Origin of the sequence: Streptomyces sp. NPDC008313 (genome assembly GCF_042956125.1) — a bacterium.
Lineage (GTDB): Bacteria > Actinomycetota > Actinomycetes > Streptomycetales > Streptomycetaceae > Streptomyces.
Map to the genome: position 1 here is coordinate 112,790 of NZ_JBIBFR010000007.1, position 16,204 is coordinate 128,993.

Sequence of the window (16,204 nt, forward strand, 5' to 3'; positions counted from 1 at the left end):
TGTGGACAGACGGTCGCAACAGATCATCTGTTGGCGCTCCGGCCCTGACGGGCTCGGGGACCTGACCTAGGGTTGAGGCCATGCTGTCGTACAAGCTCTCAGAGGTGACCGTCGAGGGGTATGCCTCCATCCGGGCCGGCACCCTGACGCTGGGCGACGGCGTGACCGTGCTGGTGGGTGCCAACGGGGCGGGCAAGAGCAACGTGGTCGGCGCGCTCGAACTGCTGGGGTGGATGGCGGACGGCGACCTGGCACTACAGGTGGGCATCCATGGGGGCGCCCAAGCGCTGCAGTTCGCTGGGCGCGGCACCGAGAAAGGCATCCGCCTCAAGGTCTGTGCTCCCCCGTACCGGTATGAGGCGCACCTCGTTCCTGCGGCGAACGACGGCTTCGTCTTCGCCGAGGAGAAGGGGCACTTCCACGAGCCGGGTCCCGGCCTGCCGATGGAGGAGAGCTTCGGTCGCGGACACCGCGAGTCACTGCTGCGGCAGAAGGAGGAGGAGCAGCTCTCCCGCCTTGCGGGTCCGGTGCGGCACATTCTGGCGGGCTGCCGGGTCTTCCATTTCCAGGACACCAGCCGTGAGGCGCCGGTCAAGCAGTTCGGGTATGCGGCGGACAACGAGGCGCTGCGGCCTGATGCGGCGAACCTCGCGGCGTTCCTGCTGCGGCTGCGCGAGGGCGAGCCGAAGTCCTACCGGCGCATCGTGCGGGCGATCAAGTCCGTGGCGCCGTTCTTCCGCGACTTCCTGCTCAAGGAGGAACCGGGCGGGAGGATCCGCCTGCGCTGGATGCAGGAGGGAGTGGATGCGGTGTTCCCCGCAGAGGCGCTCTCGGACGGCACCTTGCGGTACATCTGCCTCTGCGTCCTGCTCCTCCAGCCCGACCCGCCTGCCCTTTTCACCCTCGACGAGCCGGAACTCGGGCTGCACCCCTACGCGATCGTCCAGTTGTCGGACATGCTGCGGTCGGCCGCCGTGAGCAGCCAGATCGTGATCGCCTCGCAGTCCGTGACGCTGCTGAACCAGTTCTCGCTCGACGACATCGTGGTGGTGGAGCGCGAGGAGGGGTCGACGGAACTGAGACGTCCGGCTCCCGAGGAGCTGCAGGGGTGGCTGGAGGACTACTCCCTCGGGGAGCTGTGGGAGAAGAACGTGCTGGGTGGCAGGCCCTCGCCGGAACTGCCGTTGCGGAGCCGCCCGGAATGATCATGGTGGGGGTGCTGTGCGAGGGGCAGACCGAGGAGAACATGGTCAACGACTTCCTCGCACCCGAACTGGCGGAGTACGGCATCTGCCTGGTGCCGACCATTCTGATGACCCGGATGCCGGCGGGTGGCCCCGCGGGGAAGGGAGGCGTCAGCAAGTGGGCGAAGATCGAGAGGGACCTGCACAAGCTGCTGGCCGGCACCCACTGGGCGGCGGTCACCACCCTTCTCGATTATTACGGCCTACCACAGGACAGTCCGGGGATGTCGGATCGGCCGGCCGGCTCCCCCGTGGACAAAGTGGCTCATGTCGAGCGGCGCCTTGCGGAACGCATCGGCCACCCTCGCTTTCTTCCCCATGTCGTCCTGCACGAGACGGAAACCTGGGTCTTCGCCGCGGCGGAGCAGCTCGGTGACTGGGTCGATGACCCGGCTCTGGCCCATGCCCTCAAGCGTCAGGCCGATCAAGCCGGCGGGCCTGAGTTGGTGAACGACCGGCCCGAAACTGCTCCCTCCAAGCGGATCCTCAAGCTGTATCCGAGATACGTGAAAACGCAGGACGGCCCGGTGGCGGTGATGGACCTGGGTCTGGCCGCTCTGCGGAGCGCCTGTCCCCATTTCGACGAGTGGATGGCGAAGTTACTGGCTCTCAGGCCGTACTGACCCGCTTGGGGACTCGGCAGCGGTGGGGCCCGCTGCGGCACAGAGCCCCTGCAGGTCCCGGGCGGCGCCCGCGTGTGGGACGCGTCGTCCCCCCACACCTGTGCCTACAGCAGGAAGGGTGAGCACGATTGCTTCCGACCGCTCGCACTCATGGGCGATGTTTACAGGCATAAGGCGACTCATCCGCCCCGTGAGTTGACCGGGTGCGTGGCCATGGCCAATGATCCCGGCCATGTCTGCCACCGTCTCCTCCCGCCGGTCCGCGTTCACGGCGTTGCGCTTCGGGCGGATCGCGGCGATGGGCGCCCTCGCGGCGCTGATCCTCTTCGCGGGCGTGTGGGGCTCGTGGGGGTCGGCACAGTACGTGATGCTCACCAAGGGGCGTGAGCGGGGCACCGTGACGGTGTCGGAGTGCGGCGGCGACGTCTGTTCGGGGGCGTACCGGCCCTCGTCCGTGGGGTCGCGGGCCCGGGACCGGGTGCGGATCGAGCGGTCGGTGGCGGTGCGCGAGGGCCGCACGTACACGGTGGTGGTGAAGCCGGGCGGCGCCGAGGTGGTCCGCTCGGGTCCTGCCGGGGTGATGTTCGCGTGGGTTCCGCTGGGCGGCGCGCTGCTGCTGGCGTCCGTGGTGGTCGCCGGGGGGCTGCGGGCGACGCGGGCGGCGTGGGTGCTGGGGGGTGCCGGGGCGGTGTTGCTGACGGCGACGTTCCTGGTGCTGTGAGCGGTACGGCGTGGGGGTGCCCCCGGGCCGTACGGTCCCGGGGGCACCCCTTCGTCCGGACGGATCAGCCGGTGTTGCGCAGGCCGGCCGCCACGCCGTTGACGGTGAGCAGCAGTGCCCGGGACAGCAGCGGGTCCGGGGTGGCGTCCGCCGCCGCCTCGTCGCGCTGGCGCTTGAGCAGCGCGACCTGGAGGTAGGAGATCGGGTCGAGGTAGGCGTCGCGGATGGCGAAGGTCTGCTGGAGCACGGGGTTGGAGTCCAGGAGGCGCTCGCCGCCGGTGACGCGCAGGACCTCGGCGACCGTCAGCTCGTGCTCGGCCTTGATGGCGTCGAAGACGTGCTTGAGCTCGTCGGGGACGAGGGTGTCGACGTAGTGCTGGGCGATCCGCAGGTCCGTCTTGGCGAGGGTCATCTCGACGTTGGAGACGAAGTTGCGGAAGAAGTGCCACTGTTCGTGCATCTCGTCGAGGACGGTGTCGAGGCCGGCCTCGCGCAGTGCCCTGAGGCCGGAGCCGACGCCGAACCAGCCGGGGACGATCTGCCGTGACTGGGTCCAGCCGAACACCCAGGGGATGGCGCGCAGTCCGTCGAGCGAGACGCCGGAGCCGGGGCGGCGGGAGGGCCGCGAGCCCAGGTGCAGGTCGGCGAGCTGGTCGACCGGTGTGGAGGCCAGGAAGTACGTCGGCAGGTCGGGGTCCTCGACGAGCCGGCGGTAGGCGGCGTGGGCGGCGTCGGAGACGACGTCCATGGCGGCGTCCCAGCGGGCGAGCGCCTCGTCGGACTGGCGGGGCGCGGTGTGCAGGGCGGACGCCTGCAGGGTGGCCGCGACGGTCAGCTCCAGGTTCTCCCTGGCCAGCGACGGGATGAGGTACTTGTCGGAGATGACCTCGCCCTGTTCGGTGACCTTGATCTCGCCTTCGAGGGTGCCCCAGGGCTGGGCGAGGATCGCGTCGTGGGAGGGGCCGCCGCCGCGGCCGACGGTGCCGCCACGGCCGTGGAAGAGGCGCAGCCGTACGCCGTAGCGGTGGGCGACGTCGCGCAGCCGGCGCTGGGCGCGGTGGATCTCCCACTGCGAGGTGGTGATGCCGCCGAACTTGGAGGAGTCGGAGTAGCCGAGCATGACCTCCTGGACGTCGCCGCGCAGGGCGACGAGCCGCCGGTACGACGGGTCGGAGAGCATCTCCTCCAGGATCGTGTCGGCCGCCTTGAGTTCGTCGGTGGTCTCCAGGAGCGGCACGATGCCGATCTTGGCCCAGCCGCCGTGCAGGTCGAGGAGGCCGGCCTCGCGGGCGAGGACGGCGGCGGCGAAGACGTCGTCGGCGCCCTGGCACATGGAGATGATGTACGACTCGACGACCTCGGGTCCGAAGACCTCCAGGGCCCGGCGGACGGTCTGGAAGACGCCGAGGGTCTTCTCGCCGGCCGCGTCGACGGGCGCCGGGGTGGGGGCGAGGGGGCGGCGTGAGCGGAGTTCCCTGGCGAGGAGCTTGGCCCGGTAGTCGCGGGGCATGTCGGCGTAGCGCCAGGATTCCTCGCCGAGCCGGTCGAACAGCTGGCCGAGGGCGTGGTGGTGGGCGTCGGCGTGTTCGCGTACGTCCATGGTGGCGAGCTGGAGGCCGAAGGCGGCGAGGGTGCGGATGGTGCGGTTCATCCGGCCGTCGGCGAAGAGCGCGCCGCGGTGCTCGCGCAGCGAGGTCTGGATGAGGGTCAGGTCGCCGAGGAGTTCGCCGGTGCCGAGGTAGTCGCGGCCGGGCTCGTGCGGGGTGCCCTTGGCGAGGCGCTGCTTGGTGTTCTCCAGCTTCTGCCGGATGCAGGTGGCCTTGAGCCGGTAGGGCTCCTCGGCGTTGAGGCGCTTGTAGCGGGGGCTGATCTCGGGCAGCAGCTCCAGGTCGGTCTGGAGGGAGGCGAGGAGTTCCTCGGTGGCGCCGGTGTAGCGGATCGAGTTGGAGAGGAATCCGCGCAGCTCGTCGATGACCTCGAGGGCGTCGTTGATGCCGTGTTCGTGCTGGAGGATGAGGACGTCCCAGGTCACGGCGGGGGTGACGTTGGGGTTGCCGTCGCGGTCGCCGCCGATCCAGGTGCCGAAGGTGAGCGGCCTGGTGTCCTCGGGGACGGTGAAGCCGACGCGTTCCAGCTCGGCGGTGAGGTCCTCGAGCACGTCGCCGACGGCGCCGGCGTGGAGTTCGTCGAGGTAGTAGATGGCGTTGCGGGCCTCGTCGGCGGGCTCGGGGCGGACGACGCGCAGTTCGTCGGTCTGCCAGACGAGGTCGATGTTCTCGGCGAGCCGGGTGTCGTAGCGGCGGCGGTCGGACTCGATGACGGGGGTCTCGAGGAGGGCGGCGACGCGCCGGAGCTTGTTGAGGACGGAGCGGCGGGCGGCCTCGGTGGGATGGGCGGTGAACACGGGGCGGACGTTGAGGTTGCGCACGCTGTGGCGCACGTGCTCGGGGTCGGCGTCCTTGAGACGGTCCGCGGTGCGGGCGAGGAGTCCGCCCTCGGCGGCGCGCCGGGCGCGCAGCTCTCGGCCGCGGTGCACCTGTTCGGTGACGTTGGCGAGGTGGAAGTAGGTGGAGAAGGCGCGGACCAGCTTGGCCGCGGTCTCGAGTTCGGTGCCCCGCAGCAGTTCGGCGGCGGCTTCGCCGTCCTCGCGGGTGAGGCGGCGGACCTTCTCCACCAGCTCCAGGAGCTCGGGGCCCTCCTGGCGGACGAGGGTCTCACCGAGGAGGTCACCCAGGCGCCGGATGTCGGCGCGCAGTTCGCTGCTGGTCGTGGTGGTCTGGACGTCGGCACTGCTCACAGGTGCGGCTCCTTGCAGTGTTGAAGCTCGTCTGGAGGGAACCCGAGTGCGGGGCCTGGCGGCTGGCACCGCTCGGCGGCCGTGCATCCGGGAGAAATCAGAGCGGACCGCGCTGTCCGACCGACTTCAAGGATAGGTGCCGATGCGGACGCGCGGTCTGTCGGGCTCTTGCCGCCGGGCCACGCGCTGCCATACTTACGTCGCCGTAGGTTACGGAACCGTAAGCACGGGTTCCGCCCACCCCCGGAACCGCGCGTTCGGTACCGGACCCAGAAACCCTCGATCCCACAGGGGACGCCCATGACCCCAAGCTCCGATGTGATCGGAAAGACCCCGCAGACCGCCGACGGGACGTCGTCGCCGTCGGCCACGCTGGGTGGCGAGCGCAAGCGCTCGCTGGAGCAGATCACGCTGCTGCTGTTCATCATCGTCCCGTTCCTGGCGCTGCTGGCGGCGGTGCCGCTGGCCTGGGGATGGGGGCTCAGCTGGCTCGACGTCGGGCTGCTGGTGTTCTTCTACTACCTGGGCTGCCACGGCATCACGATCGGCTTCCACCGCTACTTCACGCACGGTTCGTTCAAGGCGAAGCGGCCGCTGCGGATCGCGCTGGCCATCGCCGGTTCCATGGCGGTCGAGGGTCCGCTGGTCCGCTGGGTGGCCGACCACCGCAGGCATCACAAGTTCTCGGACGCCGAGGGCGACCCGCATTCGCCGTGGCGGTTCGGGGAGACGGTTCCGGCCCTGATGAAGGGCCTGTGGTGGGCGCACATCGCCTGGATGTTCGACGAGGAGCAGACGCCGCAGGAGAAGTACGCGCCCGATCTGGTCAAGGACGGGGCGATCCGGGCGATCTCCCGGACGTTCGTGCTGTGGACCGTGCTGTCGCTCGCGCTGCCGCCGATCATCGGCGGTCTGGTGACGATGTCCTGGTGGGGCGCCTTCACCGGGTTCTTCTGGGGCTCACTCGTCCGGGTGGCCCTGCTGCACCATGTGACCTGGTCGATCAACTCGATCTGTCACGCGGTCGGCAAGCGGCCGTTCAAGTCGCGGGACCGCTCGGGCAACGTGTGGTGGCTGGCGGTCCTGTCCTGCGGCGAGTCCTGGCACAACCTGCACCACGCCGACCCGACCTCCGCCCGGCACGGCGTGGAGCGCGGCCAGTTGGACTCCTCGGCGCGGATCATCCGCTGGTGCGAGCGGCTCGGCTGGGCGTACGACGTGCGCTGGCCGTCACGCTCGCGTATCGATTCGCGGCGCAACACGGACGGTAAGGACGCCCGCCGCGAGGCCGGAACCGCCGAAGCGGCATGATTGAAGGCGTGGCGACCGACTCGAGCACTCCCAGTAACGACAAGCCGCGGCGAGCGCGTCGCACCCGTATGACCGGTGCGGAGCGGCGGCAGCAGCTTCTGGAGATCGGTCGCACCCTCTTCGCGGCGAAGGGCTTCGAGGGCACGTCGGTGGAGGAGATCGCGGCGAAGGCCGGGGTGTCCAAGCCGGTGGTGTACGAGCACTTCGGCGGCAAGGAGGGTCTGTACGCGGTGGTGGTGGACCGCGAGATGCGCCGCCTGCTGGACATGGTGACGTCGTCGCTGACCGCCGGCCACCCCCGGGAACTGTGCGAGCAGGCCGCGTTCGCCCTCCTGGACTACATCGAGGAGTACACGGACGGATTCCGCATCCTGGTCCGCGACTCCCCGATCCCCCAGTCCACGGGGTCCTTCGCGTCCCTGATCTCCGACATCGCCACCCAGGTGGAGGACATCCTGGGCCGCGAGTTCAAGAGCCGGGGCTTCGACTCGAAGCTGGCTCCTCTGTACGCGCAGGCGCTGGTGGGGATGGTCGCCCTGACCGGCCAGTGGTGGCTGGACGTGCGCAAGCCGAAGAAGGCGGAGGTGGCCGCCCACCTGGTCAACCTCGCCTGGCACGGCCTGGACGGCCTGGAGGCCAAGCCCCGTTTGATCGGCCACCGGAAGGCCTAGGCGCTCATGACCTGTCCGGTACGGGTTCCAGGAACTCGAGGCGGTTGCCGGCCGGGTCCTCGGAGTAGAAGCGGCGGTGGCCGGGGAGGTCGTCGTCCCAGGTGACCGCCGCTCCGTGTGCGGCGAGGCGGGCCGCGAAGGCGTCGATGCCGGTGACCCGCAGTCCCGGGTGGGCCTTCTTCGCCGGTCTGAAGCCGCCTTCTCCACCTCCGGAGGCGGCGTTCTCGATGCCGAGGTGGAGCTGGACGGCGCCGGCCTCGAACCAGCAGCCGCCCCGGGCGGCGAGCGCGGGCGGCTTCGGGATCTCGGTCATGCCGAGGACACCGGCGTAGTAGGCGCGCAGGACGCCCTCGGAGCCGGGCGGGGCGGCGAGCTGGACGTGGTCGATCGCGATCAGCATCAGGCGCCCTTCGTGGCGACGGCGAAGACGCGGCGGAAGGGGAACACCGTGCCGTGCGCGGTCGCCGGGTACGCCTCCCGCAGCGCCGCGCGGTACGCGTCGACGAAGGCGTCCGCCTCGTCCCCCAGCTCGGTCAGGACGGGCCGCAGCCCGGTCCCCTTCACCCAGTCCAGCACGGGGTCCTCACCCTGGAGCAGGTGGAGGTACGTGGTCTCCCAGGCGTCCACCTCGCAGCCGAGGGCGGCGAGGTGGTCCAGGTAGGCGGCCGGGGTGAGCACCGCGTCGTCGTGGCGCAGCACACCGGTGAGGCGGTCCTTCCAGCGGGGCGAGTGGGCCAGTTCGCGCATCAGCCGGTGGCTGGGGGCGTCGAAGTTGCCCGGGACCTGGAAGGCGAGGGTGCCGCCCGGGGCGAGCGCGTCCACCCAGGCGGGGAAGGCAGCGGTGTGTCCGGGGACCCACTGCAGGGTGGCGTTGCCGAGGATCACGTCGTACGTCTCCGGGGGCGTCCAGGTCCGTACGTCCGCGTGGGCGAAGTCGAGGCGGCCGCCGCCCGGCAGGGGTCCGGCGAGCGGGGCGGCCCGCTCCAGCATCTGAGGCGAGTTGTCGTAGCCGGTGAGGTGGGCGGTGGGCCAGCGGTCGGCGAGCAGCCGGGTCATGGTGCCGGGCCCGCAGCCGAGGTCGGCGACGCGCGGCGGGCGGCCGCGGGGTGCCGGCGGTTCGGGGACGCGGGCCAGCAGGTCGGTGAAGGGGCGGGCGCGGTGGCCGGAGTGGCGCAGGTACTGCTCGGGGTCCCAGGTGGGCGCGGCGGCGGTCATGGTGGGCGTCTCCTCCGTGTCGTCGTCCTCATCGGATCCGTGGCTCCACTCTGCCCCGATCAGTAGCTTGACGTCAAGATACTTGACATCAAGAGACTTCACGTCGACACAACCACTACACTGATCCATATGGAGGACGAGGTCGATCGGCTGGTCGCAGCGTGGCGCCGGGAGCGCCCCGATCTCGACGTGGAACCACTCGAAGTGCTCAGCCGCGTGAGCAGGCTGGCCCGGCATCTGGACCGCGCGCGCCGGCTGGCGTTCTCCGAGCACAGCCTGGAGCCCTGGGAGTTCGACGTCCTGACCTCGCTCAGGCGGGCCGGCGACCCGTACCAGCTCTCCCCCGGCCAGCTGCTCACCCAGACGCTGGTGACGTCGGGCACGATGACCAACCGGATCGACCGCCTGGCCAAGAAGGGCCTGGTGGAGCGGCTGCCCGACCCGAGCGACCGGCGCGGGGTCCTGGTCCGCCTGACACCGGAGGGCCGCGACCGGGCCGACCAGTCGCTCGCGGGCCTGCTCGACCAGGAGCGCGCCATCCTCGGCGAGCTGTCCCCCGCGCAGCGCGCCGAACTGGCCCGCCTCCTACGCCAGCTGACCGCCCCGTTCGACAACATCCCCGGCTAGGGCCTGCCCCAGGACCTGCCCGAGGTCGGCCGGCCCCACACCGGCCCGCCGGGCCAGGGCGACGGCGGCGAGCGTCGAGTGCACGCCCAGTTTCCCGAGCACGTTCTGCATGTGCGTACGGACGGTGTGCGGGGACAGGAAGAGGCGCTCGGCGACGGCCTTGCGCCCCAGGCCCGCCACCATGCACCGGAGCACCTCGCGCTCGCGCGGGGTCAGTGACTCGACGAGCCGCTCGGACTCGGTGCGGTGCTTGCGGGCGGCGGTCAGCTCCCTGAGGACGCCGGTGAGCAGGCCCGGCGGCAGATGGGTCTCGTCGCGCAGCACGCCCCGGATGACGGTCAGCAGCCGGGACAGCGAGCAGTCCTTGGCGACCCAGCCGGACGCCCCGGCCTGGAGGGCGAGGGCCGCGCGGCGCGGGTCGTCCTTCTCGGCGAGGACGACCGTCCGGACGGCGGGCTGGTTCGAACGGACGCCCGCGACCAGCGAGATGCCGTCGACGAGACCGTCCTCGTTGCTCTCGCGCACCGGCACGGCGGGCCGCGCCCCCGGCATGTCGCCGCCGAGGTCGGCGTCGACGAGGAGCACGTCGTACCTGCGCCCCTCGGTCACCGCCCGCTCCATGCAGCGCAGCGCGGCAGGACCGCTGCCGGCGGCCGAGACGTCGACGTCCGGTTCCGCGGCGAGGGCCGCGGCGAGCGACTCGGCGAAGATGCGATGGTCGTCGACCACCAGGACTCGGATACGAACCACAGAAACCCCCACGGGTCGGGGGACGGCCGACGCAGGTACGGCGCCCGGAATGATCCCGAGCCCGGATGGCCCGGAAGACGGGGTGCCGCAGCCGCACGGCCGCCGCCGTGCTGGAACTGCTACCCCCACACCGGGCGTCGTACCCGACTGTTTCGCCCCCTGATCGACACCGGCCCCCACCGGTGCTGCCCATCAGAGTACGACCGGGCGCACGGAGCGGAAGGTGATTTGCAGAACTGATTGGCCGACGCGTTTATGGTGAGCCGTATGTTTCGTATGGAGACAGGAGTCGACAAGGATCGGCGCGATCTTCTCCGCCGCAGGCTGCGGGAGACGAACACGGCGGCCTCTCCCGTGCTGCGTTCTCTGCGCGGAACCCCCGGCGAACGCGAAGTCCCGTTGCACGTCTGGGCGTTGGACGAGGCGGACGGCCTCGCGGGAGGATTCGTCGGGCACACCTGGGCGACCTGGCTGCACGTGACGTATCTGTGGGTCGACGGCCGCCACCGGGGAGCGGGACTCGGCTCCGCCCTCCTCGCCGAGGCGGAGCGCACCGCGCGGTCCGCCCGCGGGTGCCGCGGTTCCCGTGTGGAAACCTGGGACTTCCAGGCCCCGGACTTCTACCGCGGGCACGGCTACGACGTGGTCTGCGTGATCCGTGACTACCCGCCGGGCGTCACGGAGTACACGCTGACCAAGCGCCTGGCCTGAACCGGCCCGCGCGGCCGGGGAGTCGGCCGCCCCGGGCGGACGGTCAGGCCAGCCGGCGCGCCCCCGCCGACGGCACCGCCGGGAAGACGCGCGGGGCCGTGAAGCCCGCCGTCGCGAACGCCTCCGTGATCGCCTTCGTGATCGTGTCCACGTCCGCCGACTCGGCCAGGACGACCGCCGAGCCGCCGAAGCCGCCGCCGGTCATCCGGGCGCCGAGGGCTCCGGCGCCGTTGGCGGCGGCGACGGCCAGGTCGAGTTCCGGGCAGGAGATGCGCAGGTCGTCCCGGAGGGAGGCGTGGCCCTCGGTGAGGACGGGGCCGATGGCCCGGACGTCACCGGCGTCGAGGAGGGTGATGACCCGCTCGACGCGGTGGTCGTCGGAGACGACGTGGCGCACGTAGCGGCGGAGCCGGTCGTCGCCGAGCCGGGCCAGGGCCGCGTCCAGCTCCGCGTACGGGACGTCGCGCAGGTGGGAGACGCCCAGTCGCCGCGCGCCCTCCTCGCATCCCTCGCGGCGCTCCGCGTAGGCGCCGTCGCCGAGGGCGTGCTTGACGCGGGTGTCGACGACCAGGAGGCCGAGGCCGTGGGCGCTCAGGTCGAAGGGGACCTGGCGGACGGACAGGTCGCGGCAGTCCAGGTGCAGGGCGTGGCCCTCGGTGCAGCAGGCGGACGCGGTCTGGTCCATGACTCCGCAGGGGACGCCGACGAAGTCGTTCTCGGCGCGCTGGGCGAGGCGGGCCAGTTCCGGCCGGGTCAGCCCGAGGCCGTACAGCTCGTTCAGGGCGAGGGCGGTGACGACCTCCAGCGCGGCGGAGGACGACAGGCCCGCGCCGGTCGGGACCGTGGAGGCGAGGTGGATGTCCGCGCCGGTGACGGCGTGCCCGGCCTCGCGCAGCGCCCACACCACACCCGCCGGGTACGCGGCCCAGCCGGTGTCGCCGAGCGGGACCAGGCCGTCCACCCTCAGCTCGACGAGCGGGCCGTCGATGTCGGCCGAGTTCAGCCTGAGGACGCCGTCGGTGCGGCGCGAGACCGCGGCGAGGGCTGTGTGCGGCAGGGCGAGCGGCATCACGAAGCCCTCGTTGAAGTCCGTGTACTCGCCGATCAGGTTGACCCGGCCGGGCGCCGCCCAGACTCCCTCGGGCGCGGCCCCGTACAGCTTCTCGAAGCCCGCGCCCACCTCCACGTGCATGGCCACGTGTTCCCCCTCAGTCCCTGTTCTGTGCGAACGCCCACGCGTCCGCGACGATGTCCGCGAGGTCCGCCCGGGACGGGTTCCAGCCGAGCCGCTCGCGGGCGGTGCCGGCGGAGGCGACCAGGATGGCCGGGTCGCCGGCCCGGCGCGGCGCCACGACCTCGGGGACCGGGTGGCCGGTGACCCGGCGGACGGTCTCGACGACCTCCCGGACCGAGAAGCCGTTGCCGTTGCCGAGGTTGCAGATCAGGTGCTCGCCGGGGCGCGCGGCGGCCAGTGCGAGCAGGTGCGCGTCGGCCAGGTCCGCGACGTGGAGGTAGTCGCGGACGCAGGTGCCGTCCGGCGTCGGGTAGTCGTCGCCGTAGACGGAGATCGCGTCGCGGCGTCCCCGGGCGACCTGGAGGACCAGCGGGATGAGGTGCGACTCGGGGTCGTGCCGCTCGCCGAAGTCGCCGTACGCGCCCGCCACGTTGAAGTAGCGCAGGGACACCGCGCCCAGCCCGTGGGCCGCGGCCTCGCCGCTGATCATGTGGTCGACGGCGAGTTTGGTCGCGCCGTAGGGGTTGGTGGGCTTCGTGGGGGCGCTCTCCACGATCGGGGTCCGCTCCGGCTCCCCGTACGTGGCGGCGGTGGAGGAGAAGACCAGCGTGCGGACGTCCGCGGAGCGCATCGCAGCGAGCAGCGCCATCGTGCCGCCGACGTTGTTGTCCCAGTACTTCTCGGGCTTCACGACGGACTCGCCGACCTGGGAGAAGGCGGCGAAGTGCAGGACGGCGTCGTACGAGGAGTCCAGCCATTTGGCGGCATCGCGGATGTCGCCCTCGACGAACACGGCCCCGGCGGGGACGCCCTCGCGGAAGCCGGTGGAGAGGTTGTCGAGGACCGTGACGTCGTGGCCGGCCTCGACCAGGTGCTGCGCGACCACACTGCCGACATAGCCCGCACCGCCGGTGACCAGGTACTTCCCACTCATGAACTCGCTACCTCTCGCAGTCGCTCGGCCGCGGTCTCCGGCGGCACGTCGTTGATGAACACGTTCATGCCGGATTCGGAACCCGCGAGAAACTTCAGCTTGCCGGACGTGCGGCGGATGGTGAAAAGCTCGAGGTGCAGGGCGAAGTCCTCGCGGCTGACGCCGTCGAACTCCTCCAGCGCGCCGAACGGCGCCTGGTGCCAGGCGGAGATGTAGGGCGTCGGAGGCTCCCCTTCACCGAAGATCCGGTCGAAGCGCCTCAACAGTTCCAGATAGACCTGGGGAAACTCTGTGCGCGCCGCCTCGTCGAGCGCGAGCAGGTCGGGGACCCGGCGCCTGGGGTACAGGTGCACCTCGTAAGGCCAGTGCGCCGCGTACGGCACGAAGGCGACCCAGTGCGCCGCGTCCAGGACGATCCGGTCGCCCTCGCGCGTCTCGCGGGCGATCACCTCGTCGAAGAGGTTCTCTCCGCCGGATGCCTCCTTGTGCGCGGCGAGCGAGCGCAGCATCAGGGCGGTGCGGGGGGTGGTGAAGGGGTAGGCGTAGATCTGGCCGTGCGGGTGGCCGAGCGTCACGCCGATCTCCGCGCCCCGGTTCTCGAAGCAGAAGACCTGCCGCACGGAGGGGAGTTGGGAGAGCTCGGCGGTCCGGTCGGTCCACGCCTCCAGGACGAGCCCGGCCTGCTCCTCGGAGAGGTCGGCGAAGGACGCGTCGTGGTCGGAGGTGAAGCACACGACCTCGCACCGGCCCGAGTCCCCGGCCAGCGAGGGGAAGCGGTTCTCGAAGACGGCGACGTCGTAGGAGGACTCGGGGATCTCGCTCAGCCGGTCGCCCTCGGAGGGGCACAGCGGGCACTCGTCGGCCGGCGGGTGGTAGGTGCGGCCCTGGCGGTGCGAGGCGATGGCGACCGAGTCGCCGAGCAGCGGGTCGCGGCGCACCTGCGAGGTGGTGACGGTCGGGTCGAGCGGCCGGCGGTCGGCCGCGTCGCGGACCACGTCGTCACGCGAGTCGTAGTAGACGAGCTCGCGACCGTCGGCCAGCCGGGTCGAGGTCTTCTTCACTGCCGACACTCCCTCATCCACGCCCACGCGCCGGTCGCACGCATCCATCATCGTTCTTCAAACAGAACCGAACATAACAAACCATGGACTCCCCCGCGAGTCAACATCACAATCAAACAAAGAACATCAAGAGGCGTGTTCACTTCTTAGAGATGGAGGCGTAGATTCCGCCCGGATACGTTCACGCAACGAAGCGAGTTCCCCATGCAGTCCCCCACATATCTGGCCGAAGGGCTCCGGCTCCCCACCAACGGGCTCGACTACGCGATCCTCGGGATCTACTTCGCCGTCGTCCTGGGCATCGGGTTCGCCGCCCGCCGTTCGGTGCGCACCAGCCTCGACTTCTTCCTCTCGGGCCGCTCCCTGCCCGCCTGGGTCACCGGACTCGCCTTCGTCGCGGCGAACCTCGGTGCCACCGAGATCCTGGGCATGGCGGCCACCGGCGCGCAGTACGGCGTCGCGGTCGTCCACTGGTACTGGATCGGCGCCATCCCGGCGATGGTCTTCCTCGGCCTGGTGATGATGCCGTTCTACTACGGCTCCAAGGTCCGGTCCGTACCCGAGTTCCTGCTCCAGAGATTCGACAAGTCCGCACACCTGCTGAGCTCGGTCCTGTTCGCCTTCGCGGCGGTTCTGATCGCGGGCGTCAACCTCTACGCGCTGTCGATCGTCGTCGAGGCGCTGCTGGGCTGGCCGCAGTGGGTGGCGATCGTCGTCGCGGGCTTCTTCGTGCTCGCGTACATCACGGTCGGCGGCCTCTCCTCGGCGATCTACAACGAGGTGCTCCAGTTCTTCGTCATCCTCGCCGCGCTCATACCGATCTCGGTCATAGGCCTGAAGAAGGTCGGCGGCTGGGACGGTCTGACGGACTCGCTCACCAAGAGCCACGGCGACAACTTCCTGTCGGCGTGGGGCGGGACCGGCATCGGTGACGCCAACCCGCTCGGCGCGAACTGGCTGACGATCGTCCTCGGCCTCGGCTTCGTGCTGTCCTTCGGCTACTGGACGACGAACTTCGCCGAGGTGCAGCGCGCGCTGTCCGCGAAGAACCTGAGCGCCGCCCGGCGCACCCCGCTGATCGCCGCGTTCCCGAAGATGTTCATCGTCTTCCTGGTGATGATCCCCGGCCTGGTCGCCGCCGTCCTCGTCCCGAAGATCGGCCAGGGCGCCGGTGGTTCGGGCCTCCAGTACAACGACGCGATCCCCTATCTGATGCAGGAGCTGCTGCCCAACGGCGTGCTCGGCATCGCGGTGACCGGTCTGCTCGCCGCGTTCATGGCGGGCATGGCGGCCAACATCTCGTCCTTCAACACCGTCTTCACCACGGACATCTGGCAGCGGTACCTCGTCAAGGACCGTGAGGACGGCTACTACCTCAGGTTCGGCCGGCTGATCACCGCGATCGGGGTGCTCGCGTCGATCGGCACCGCGTTCATCGCGTCCAGCTTCTCCAACATCATGACGTACCTCCAGACGCTGTTCTCCTTCTTCAACGTGCCGATGTTCGTCGTGTTCATCATCGGCATGTTCTGGAAGCGTGCCTCGATGAAGTCCGGCGTGTGGGGCCTGGTCGCGGGCACGACGGCCGCGATGGTCAACTACTTCTGGATCTACAAGCAGGGCGTCATCCCCATCCCCAGCGACCAGGGCGCCAACTTCGTCTCCGCGATCGTCGGTTTCGTCGCCGGCGCGGTCGTCATGGTCGTCGTCACCCTCTTCACCGCGCCGAAGCCGCAGGCCGAACTCGTCGGACTGGTCTACGGAACGCTCCCCGAGGCACCCGCGACAGGCTCCGGTGCGGAGGGGCCCCCCGTGCCGGGTCCGGAGGAGTCGCCCGCCGCTGGCGACGACGCCTGGTACCGCAAGCCCGCGCTGCTCGGCTGGAGCGCGATCGTCATCGCCGCGCTCTGCTACGTCCCCTACTCCTTCTGACCGATCGGAGGCTGCACCCCATGTCCGAACCGCAACACGACGTCACCGATCTCGAGCGCAAGTCCGCGACCGCCGCCCGTCTCTTCGACATCCGGCGCATCATCGGCGGCCTGTTCGTCCTGTACGGGATCATCGTCACGATCGCCGGCATCAGCCCGTCCGACGCCGACCTCGACAAGGCCGAGGGCATAGACATCAACCTGTGGACGGGCCTCGCGATGCTCGCCCTCGGTCTCTTCTTCCTGGTCTGGCTCAAGCTCCGCCCGGCCGTCCCCCCGGCCCCGGAGGACGTCGAGCAGGCCCAGGCGCCGAAGTAGGGCCTCCCGTACGGGGCCGGAGCCGCGCACACCGGCCCGGCCCCGTACGGCTCCGA

The 16,204-nt window shown here is 70.6% G+C and carries 16 protein-coding genes; 9 read left to right on the forward strand and 7 right to left on the reverse strand.

All coding sequences use genetic code 11. From position 1 onward, the window contains the following. Positions 1 to 80 precede the first annotated feature (80 nt). The 3 genes from ACFY93_RS11705 to ACFY93_RS11715 all read left to right on the forward strand — a co-directional run bounded on the left by ACFY93_RS11705 (position 81) and on the right by ACFY93_RS11715 (position 2,588). Positions 81 to 1,205 (forward strand): AAA family ATPase, encoded by a 1,125-nt coding sequence (locus ACFY93_RS11705; protein WP_391356453.1) that lies wholly within the window; start codon positions 81 to 83, stop codon positions 1,203 to 1,205. Further along, positions 1,202 to 1,867, forward strand: coding sequence for a DUF4276 family protein (locus tag ACFY93_RS11710; protein ID WP_391356455.1), 666 nt, complete (start codon positions 1,202 to 1,204; stop codon positions 1,865 to 1,867). Before ACFY93_RS11705 ends, ACFY93_RS11710 begins: the two co-directional genes overlap by 4 nt. A gap of 220 nt (positions 1,868 to 2,087) precedes the next feature. Further along, positions 2,088 to 2,588: a hypothetical protein gene (locus ACFY93_RS11715; protein WP_391356457.1), complete on the forward strand. Its 501-nt coding sequence runs from the start codon at positions 2,088 to 2,090 to the stop codon at positions 2,586 to 2,588. 64 nt (positions 2,589 to 2,652) lie between these two features. Here the strand turns inward: ACFY93_RS11715 and ppc are convergent, their stop codons facing one another. Continuing rightward, a complete protein-coding gene (ppc, locus tag ACFY93_RS11720; RefSeq protein WP_391356459.1) occupies positions 2,653 to 5,385 on the reverse strand; it encodes a phosphoenolpyruvate carboxylase in 2,733 nt (910 codons plus the stop codon). 300 nt (positions 5,386 to 5,685) lie between these two features. On the opposite strand from ppc, the gene ACFY93_RS11725 reads away from it, so the two are divergent. Both ACFY93_RS11725 and ACFY93_RS11730 read left to right on the forward strand, forming a co-directional pair. Beyond that, complete coding sequence (locus ACFY93_RS11725) at positions 5,686 to 6,696, forward strand: fatty acid desaturase (protein ID WP_391356461.1); 1,011 nt, start codon at positions 5,686 to 5,688, stop codon at positions 6,694 to 6,696. Beyond that, a complete protein-coding gene (locus ACFY93_RS11730; RefSeq protein WP_391356463.1) occupies positions 6,693 to 7,367 on the forward strand; it encodes a TetR family transcriptional regulator in 675 nt (224 codons plus the stop codon). The genes ACFY93_RS11725 and ACFY93_RS11730 overlap by 4 nt, the downstream gene beginning before the upstream one ends. Positions 7,368 to 7,371: 4 nt before the next feature. Here ACFY93_RS11730 and ACFY93_RS11735 read toward each other — a convergent pair whose 3' ends face one another. Then, positions 7,372 to 7,767, reverse strand: coding sequence for a VOC family protein (locus ACFY93_RS11735; RefSeq protein WP_391356465.1), 396 nt, complete (start codon positions 7,765 to 7,767; stop codon positions 7,372 to 7,374). Beyond that, complete coding sequence (locus ACFY93_RS11740; RefSeq protein ID WP_391356468.1) at positions 7,767 to 8,582, reverse strand: trans-aconitate 2-methyltransferase; 816 nt, start codon at positions 8,580 to 8,582, stop codon at positions 7,767 to 7,769. Before ACFY93_RS11740 ends, ACFY93_RS11735 begins: the two co-directional genes overlap by 1 nt. A 129-nt stretch (positions 8,583 to 8,711) precedes the next feature. Here ACFY93_RS11740 and tamR point away from each other — a divergent pair, with 129 nt between their 5' ends. Beyond that, entirely contained in the window at positions 8,712 to 9,209 is a 498-nt protein-coding gene (gene tamR / locus ACFY93_RS11745) for a MarR family transcriptional regulator TamR (RefSeq protein ID WP_391356470.1), read from the forward strand. Here tamR and ACFY93_RS11750 read toward each other — a convergent pair. Next, positions 9,168 to 9,959, reverse strand: a complete 792-nt coding sequence (locus ACFY93_RS11750; RefSeq protein WP_391356473.1) for a LuxR C-terminal-related transcriptional regulator — start codon at positions 9,957 to 9,959, stop codon at positions 9,168 to 9,170. The genes tamR and ACFY93_RS11750 overlap by 42 nt on opposite strands. A 255-nt stretch (positions 9,960 to 10,214) precedes the next feature. On the opposite strand from ACFY93_RS11750, the gene ACFY93_RS11755 reads away from it, so the two are divergent. Then, positions 10,215 to 10,670: a GNAT family N-acetyltransferase gene (locus ACFY93_RS11755; RefSeq protein WP_391356819.1), complete on the forward strand. Its 456-nt coding sequence runs from the start codon at positions 10,215 to 10,217 to the stop codon at positions 10,668 to 10,670. Between the two features lie 43 nt (positions 10,671 to 10,713). Here ACFY93_RS11755 and galK read toward each other — a convergent pair whose 3' ends face one another. The 3 genes from galK to galT are packed head-to-tail and all read right to left on the reverse strand — an operon-like array spanning position 10,714 to position 13,899. Then, on the reverse strand, positions 10,714 to 11,862 hold the full coding sequence (gene galK, locus ACFY93_RS11760; RefSeq protein WP_391356822.1) for a galactokinase: 1,149 nt from the start codon (positions 11,860 to 11,862) through the stop codon (positions 10,714 to 10,716). A 16-nt stretch (positions 11,863 to 11,878) separates the two neighbouring features. After that, positions 11,879 to 12,838, reverse strand: coding sequence for a UDP-glucose 4-epimerase GalE (gene galE / locus ACFY93_RS11765; RefSeq protein WP_391356476.1), 960 nt, complete (start codon positions 12,836 to 12,838; stop codon positions 11,879 to 11,881). Then, complete coding sequence (gene galT / locus ACFY93_RS11770) at positions 12,835 to 13,899, reverse strand: galactose-1-phosphate uridylyltransferase (RefSeq protein ID WP_391356479.1); 1,065 nt, start codon at positions 13,897 to 13,899, stop codon at positions 12,835 to 12,837. The genes galE and galT overlap by 4 nt, the downstream gene beginning before the upstream one ends. Before the next feature lie 204 nt (positions 13,900 to 14,103). On the opposite strand from galT, the gene ACFY93_RS11775 reads away from it, so the two are divergent. Next, positions 14,104 to 15,831: a sodium/solute symporter gene (locus ACFY93_RS11775; RefSeq protein ID WP_391356482.1), complete on the forward strand. Its 1,728-nt coding sequence runs from the start codon at positions 14,104 to 14,106 to the stop codon at positions 15,829 to 15,831. A 20-nt stretch (positions 15,832 to 15,851) separates the two neighbouring features. Beyond that, positions 15,852 to 16,148: a hypothetical protein gene (locus ACFY93_RS11780; protein ID WP_391356485.1), complete on the forward strand. Its 297-nt coding sequence runs from the start codon at positions 15,852 to 15,854 to the stop codon at positions 16,146 to 16,148. Positions 16,149 to 16,204: the final 56 nt, after the last annotated feature.

What these genes read in the sequence shown, in the direction of transcription:
- ACFY93_RS11705 (WP_391356453.1), top strand. Translation starts at nt 81, where the DNA reads ATGCTGTCGTACAAGCTCTCAGAGGTGACCGTCGAGGGGTATGCCTCC.
- ACFY93_RS11710 (WP_391356455.1), top strand. Translation starts at nt 1,202, where the DNA reads ATGATCATGGTGGGGGTGCTGTGCGAGGGGCAGACCGAGGAGAACATG.
- ACFY93_RS11715 (WP_391356457.1), top strand. Translation starts at nt 2,088, where the DNA reads ATGATCCCGGCCATGTCTGCCACCGTCTCCTCCCGCCGGTCCGCGTTC.
- ACFY93_RS11725 (WP_391356461.1), top strand. Translation starts at nt 5,686, where the DNA reads ATGACCCCAAGCTCCGATGTGATCGGAAAGACCCCGCAGACCGCCGAC.
- ACFY93_RS11730 (WP_391356463.1), top strand. Translation starts at nt 6,693, where the DNA reads ATGATTGAAGGCGTGGCGACCGACTCGAGCACTCCCAGTAACGACAAG.
- ACFY93_RS11735 (WP_391356465.1), bottom strand. Translation starts at nt 7,767, where the DNA reads ATGCTGATCGCGATCGACCACGTCCAGCTCGCCGCCCCGCCCGGCTCC.
- ACFY93_RS11740 (WP_391356468.1), bottom strand. Translation starts at nt 8,582, where the DNA reads ATGACCGCCGCCGCGCCCACCTGGGACCCCGAGCAGTACCTGCGCCAC.
- tamR (WP_391356470.1), top strand. Translation starts at nt 8,712, where the DNA reads ATGGAGGACGAGGTCGATCGGCTGGTCGCAGCGTGGCGCCGGGAGCGC.
- ACFY93_RS11755 (WP_391356819.1), top strand. Translation starts at nt 10,215, where the DNA reads ATGGTGAGCCGTATGTTTCGTATGGAGACAGGAGTCGACAAGGATCGG.
- galK (WP_391356822.1), bottom strand. Translation starts at nt 11,862, where the DNA reads ATGCACGTGGAGGTGGGCGCGGGCTTCGAGAAGCTGTACGGGGCCGCG.
- galE (WP_391356476.1), bottom strand. Translation starts at nt 12,838, where the DNA reads ATGAGTGGGAAGTACCTGGTCACCGGCGGTGCGGGCTATGTCGGCAGT.
- ACFY93_RS11775 (WP_391356482.1), top strand. Translation starts at nt 14,104, where the DNA reads ATGCAGTCCCCCACATATCTGGCCGAAGGGCTCCGGCTCCCCACCAAC.
- ACFY93_RS11780 (WP_391356485.1), top strand. Translation starts at nt 15,852, where the DNA reads ATGTCCGAACCGCAACACGACGTCACCGATCTCGAGCGCAAGTCCGCG.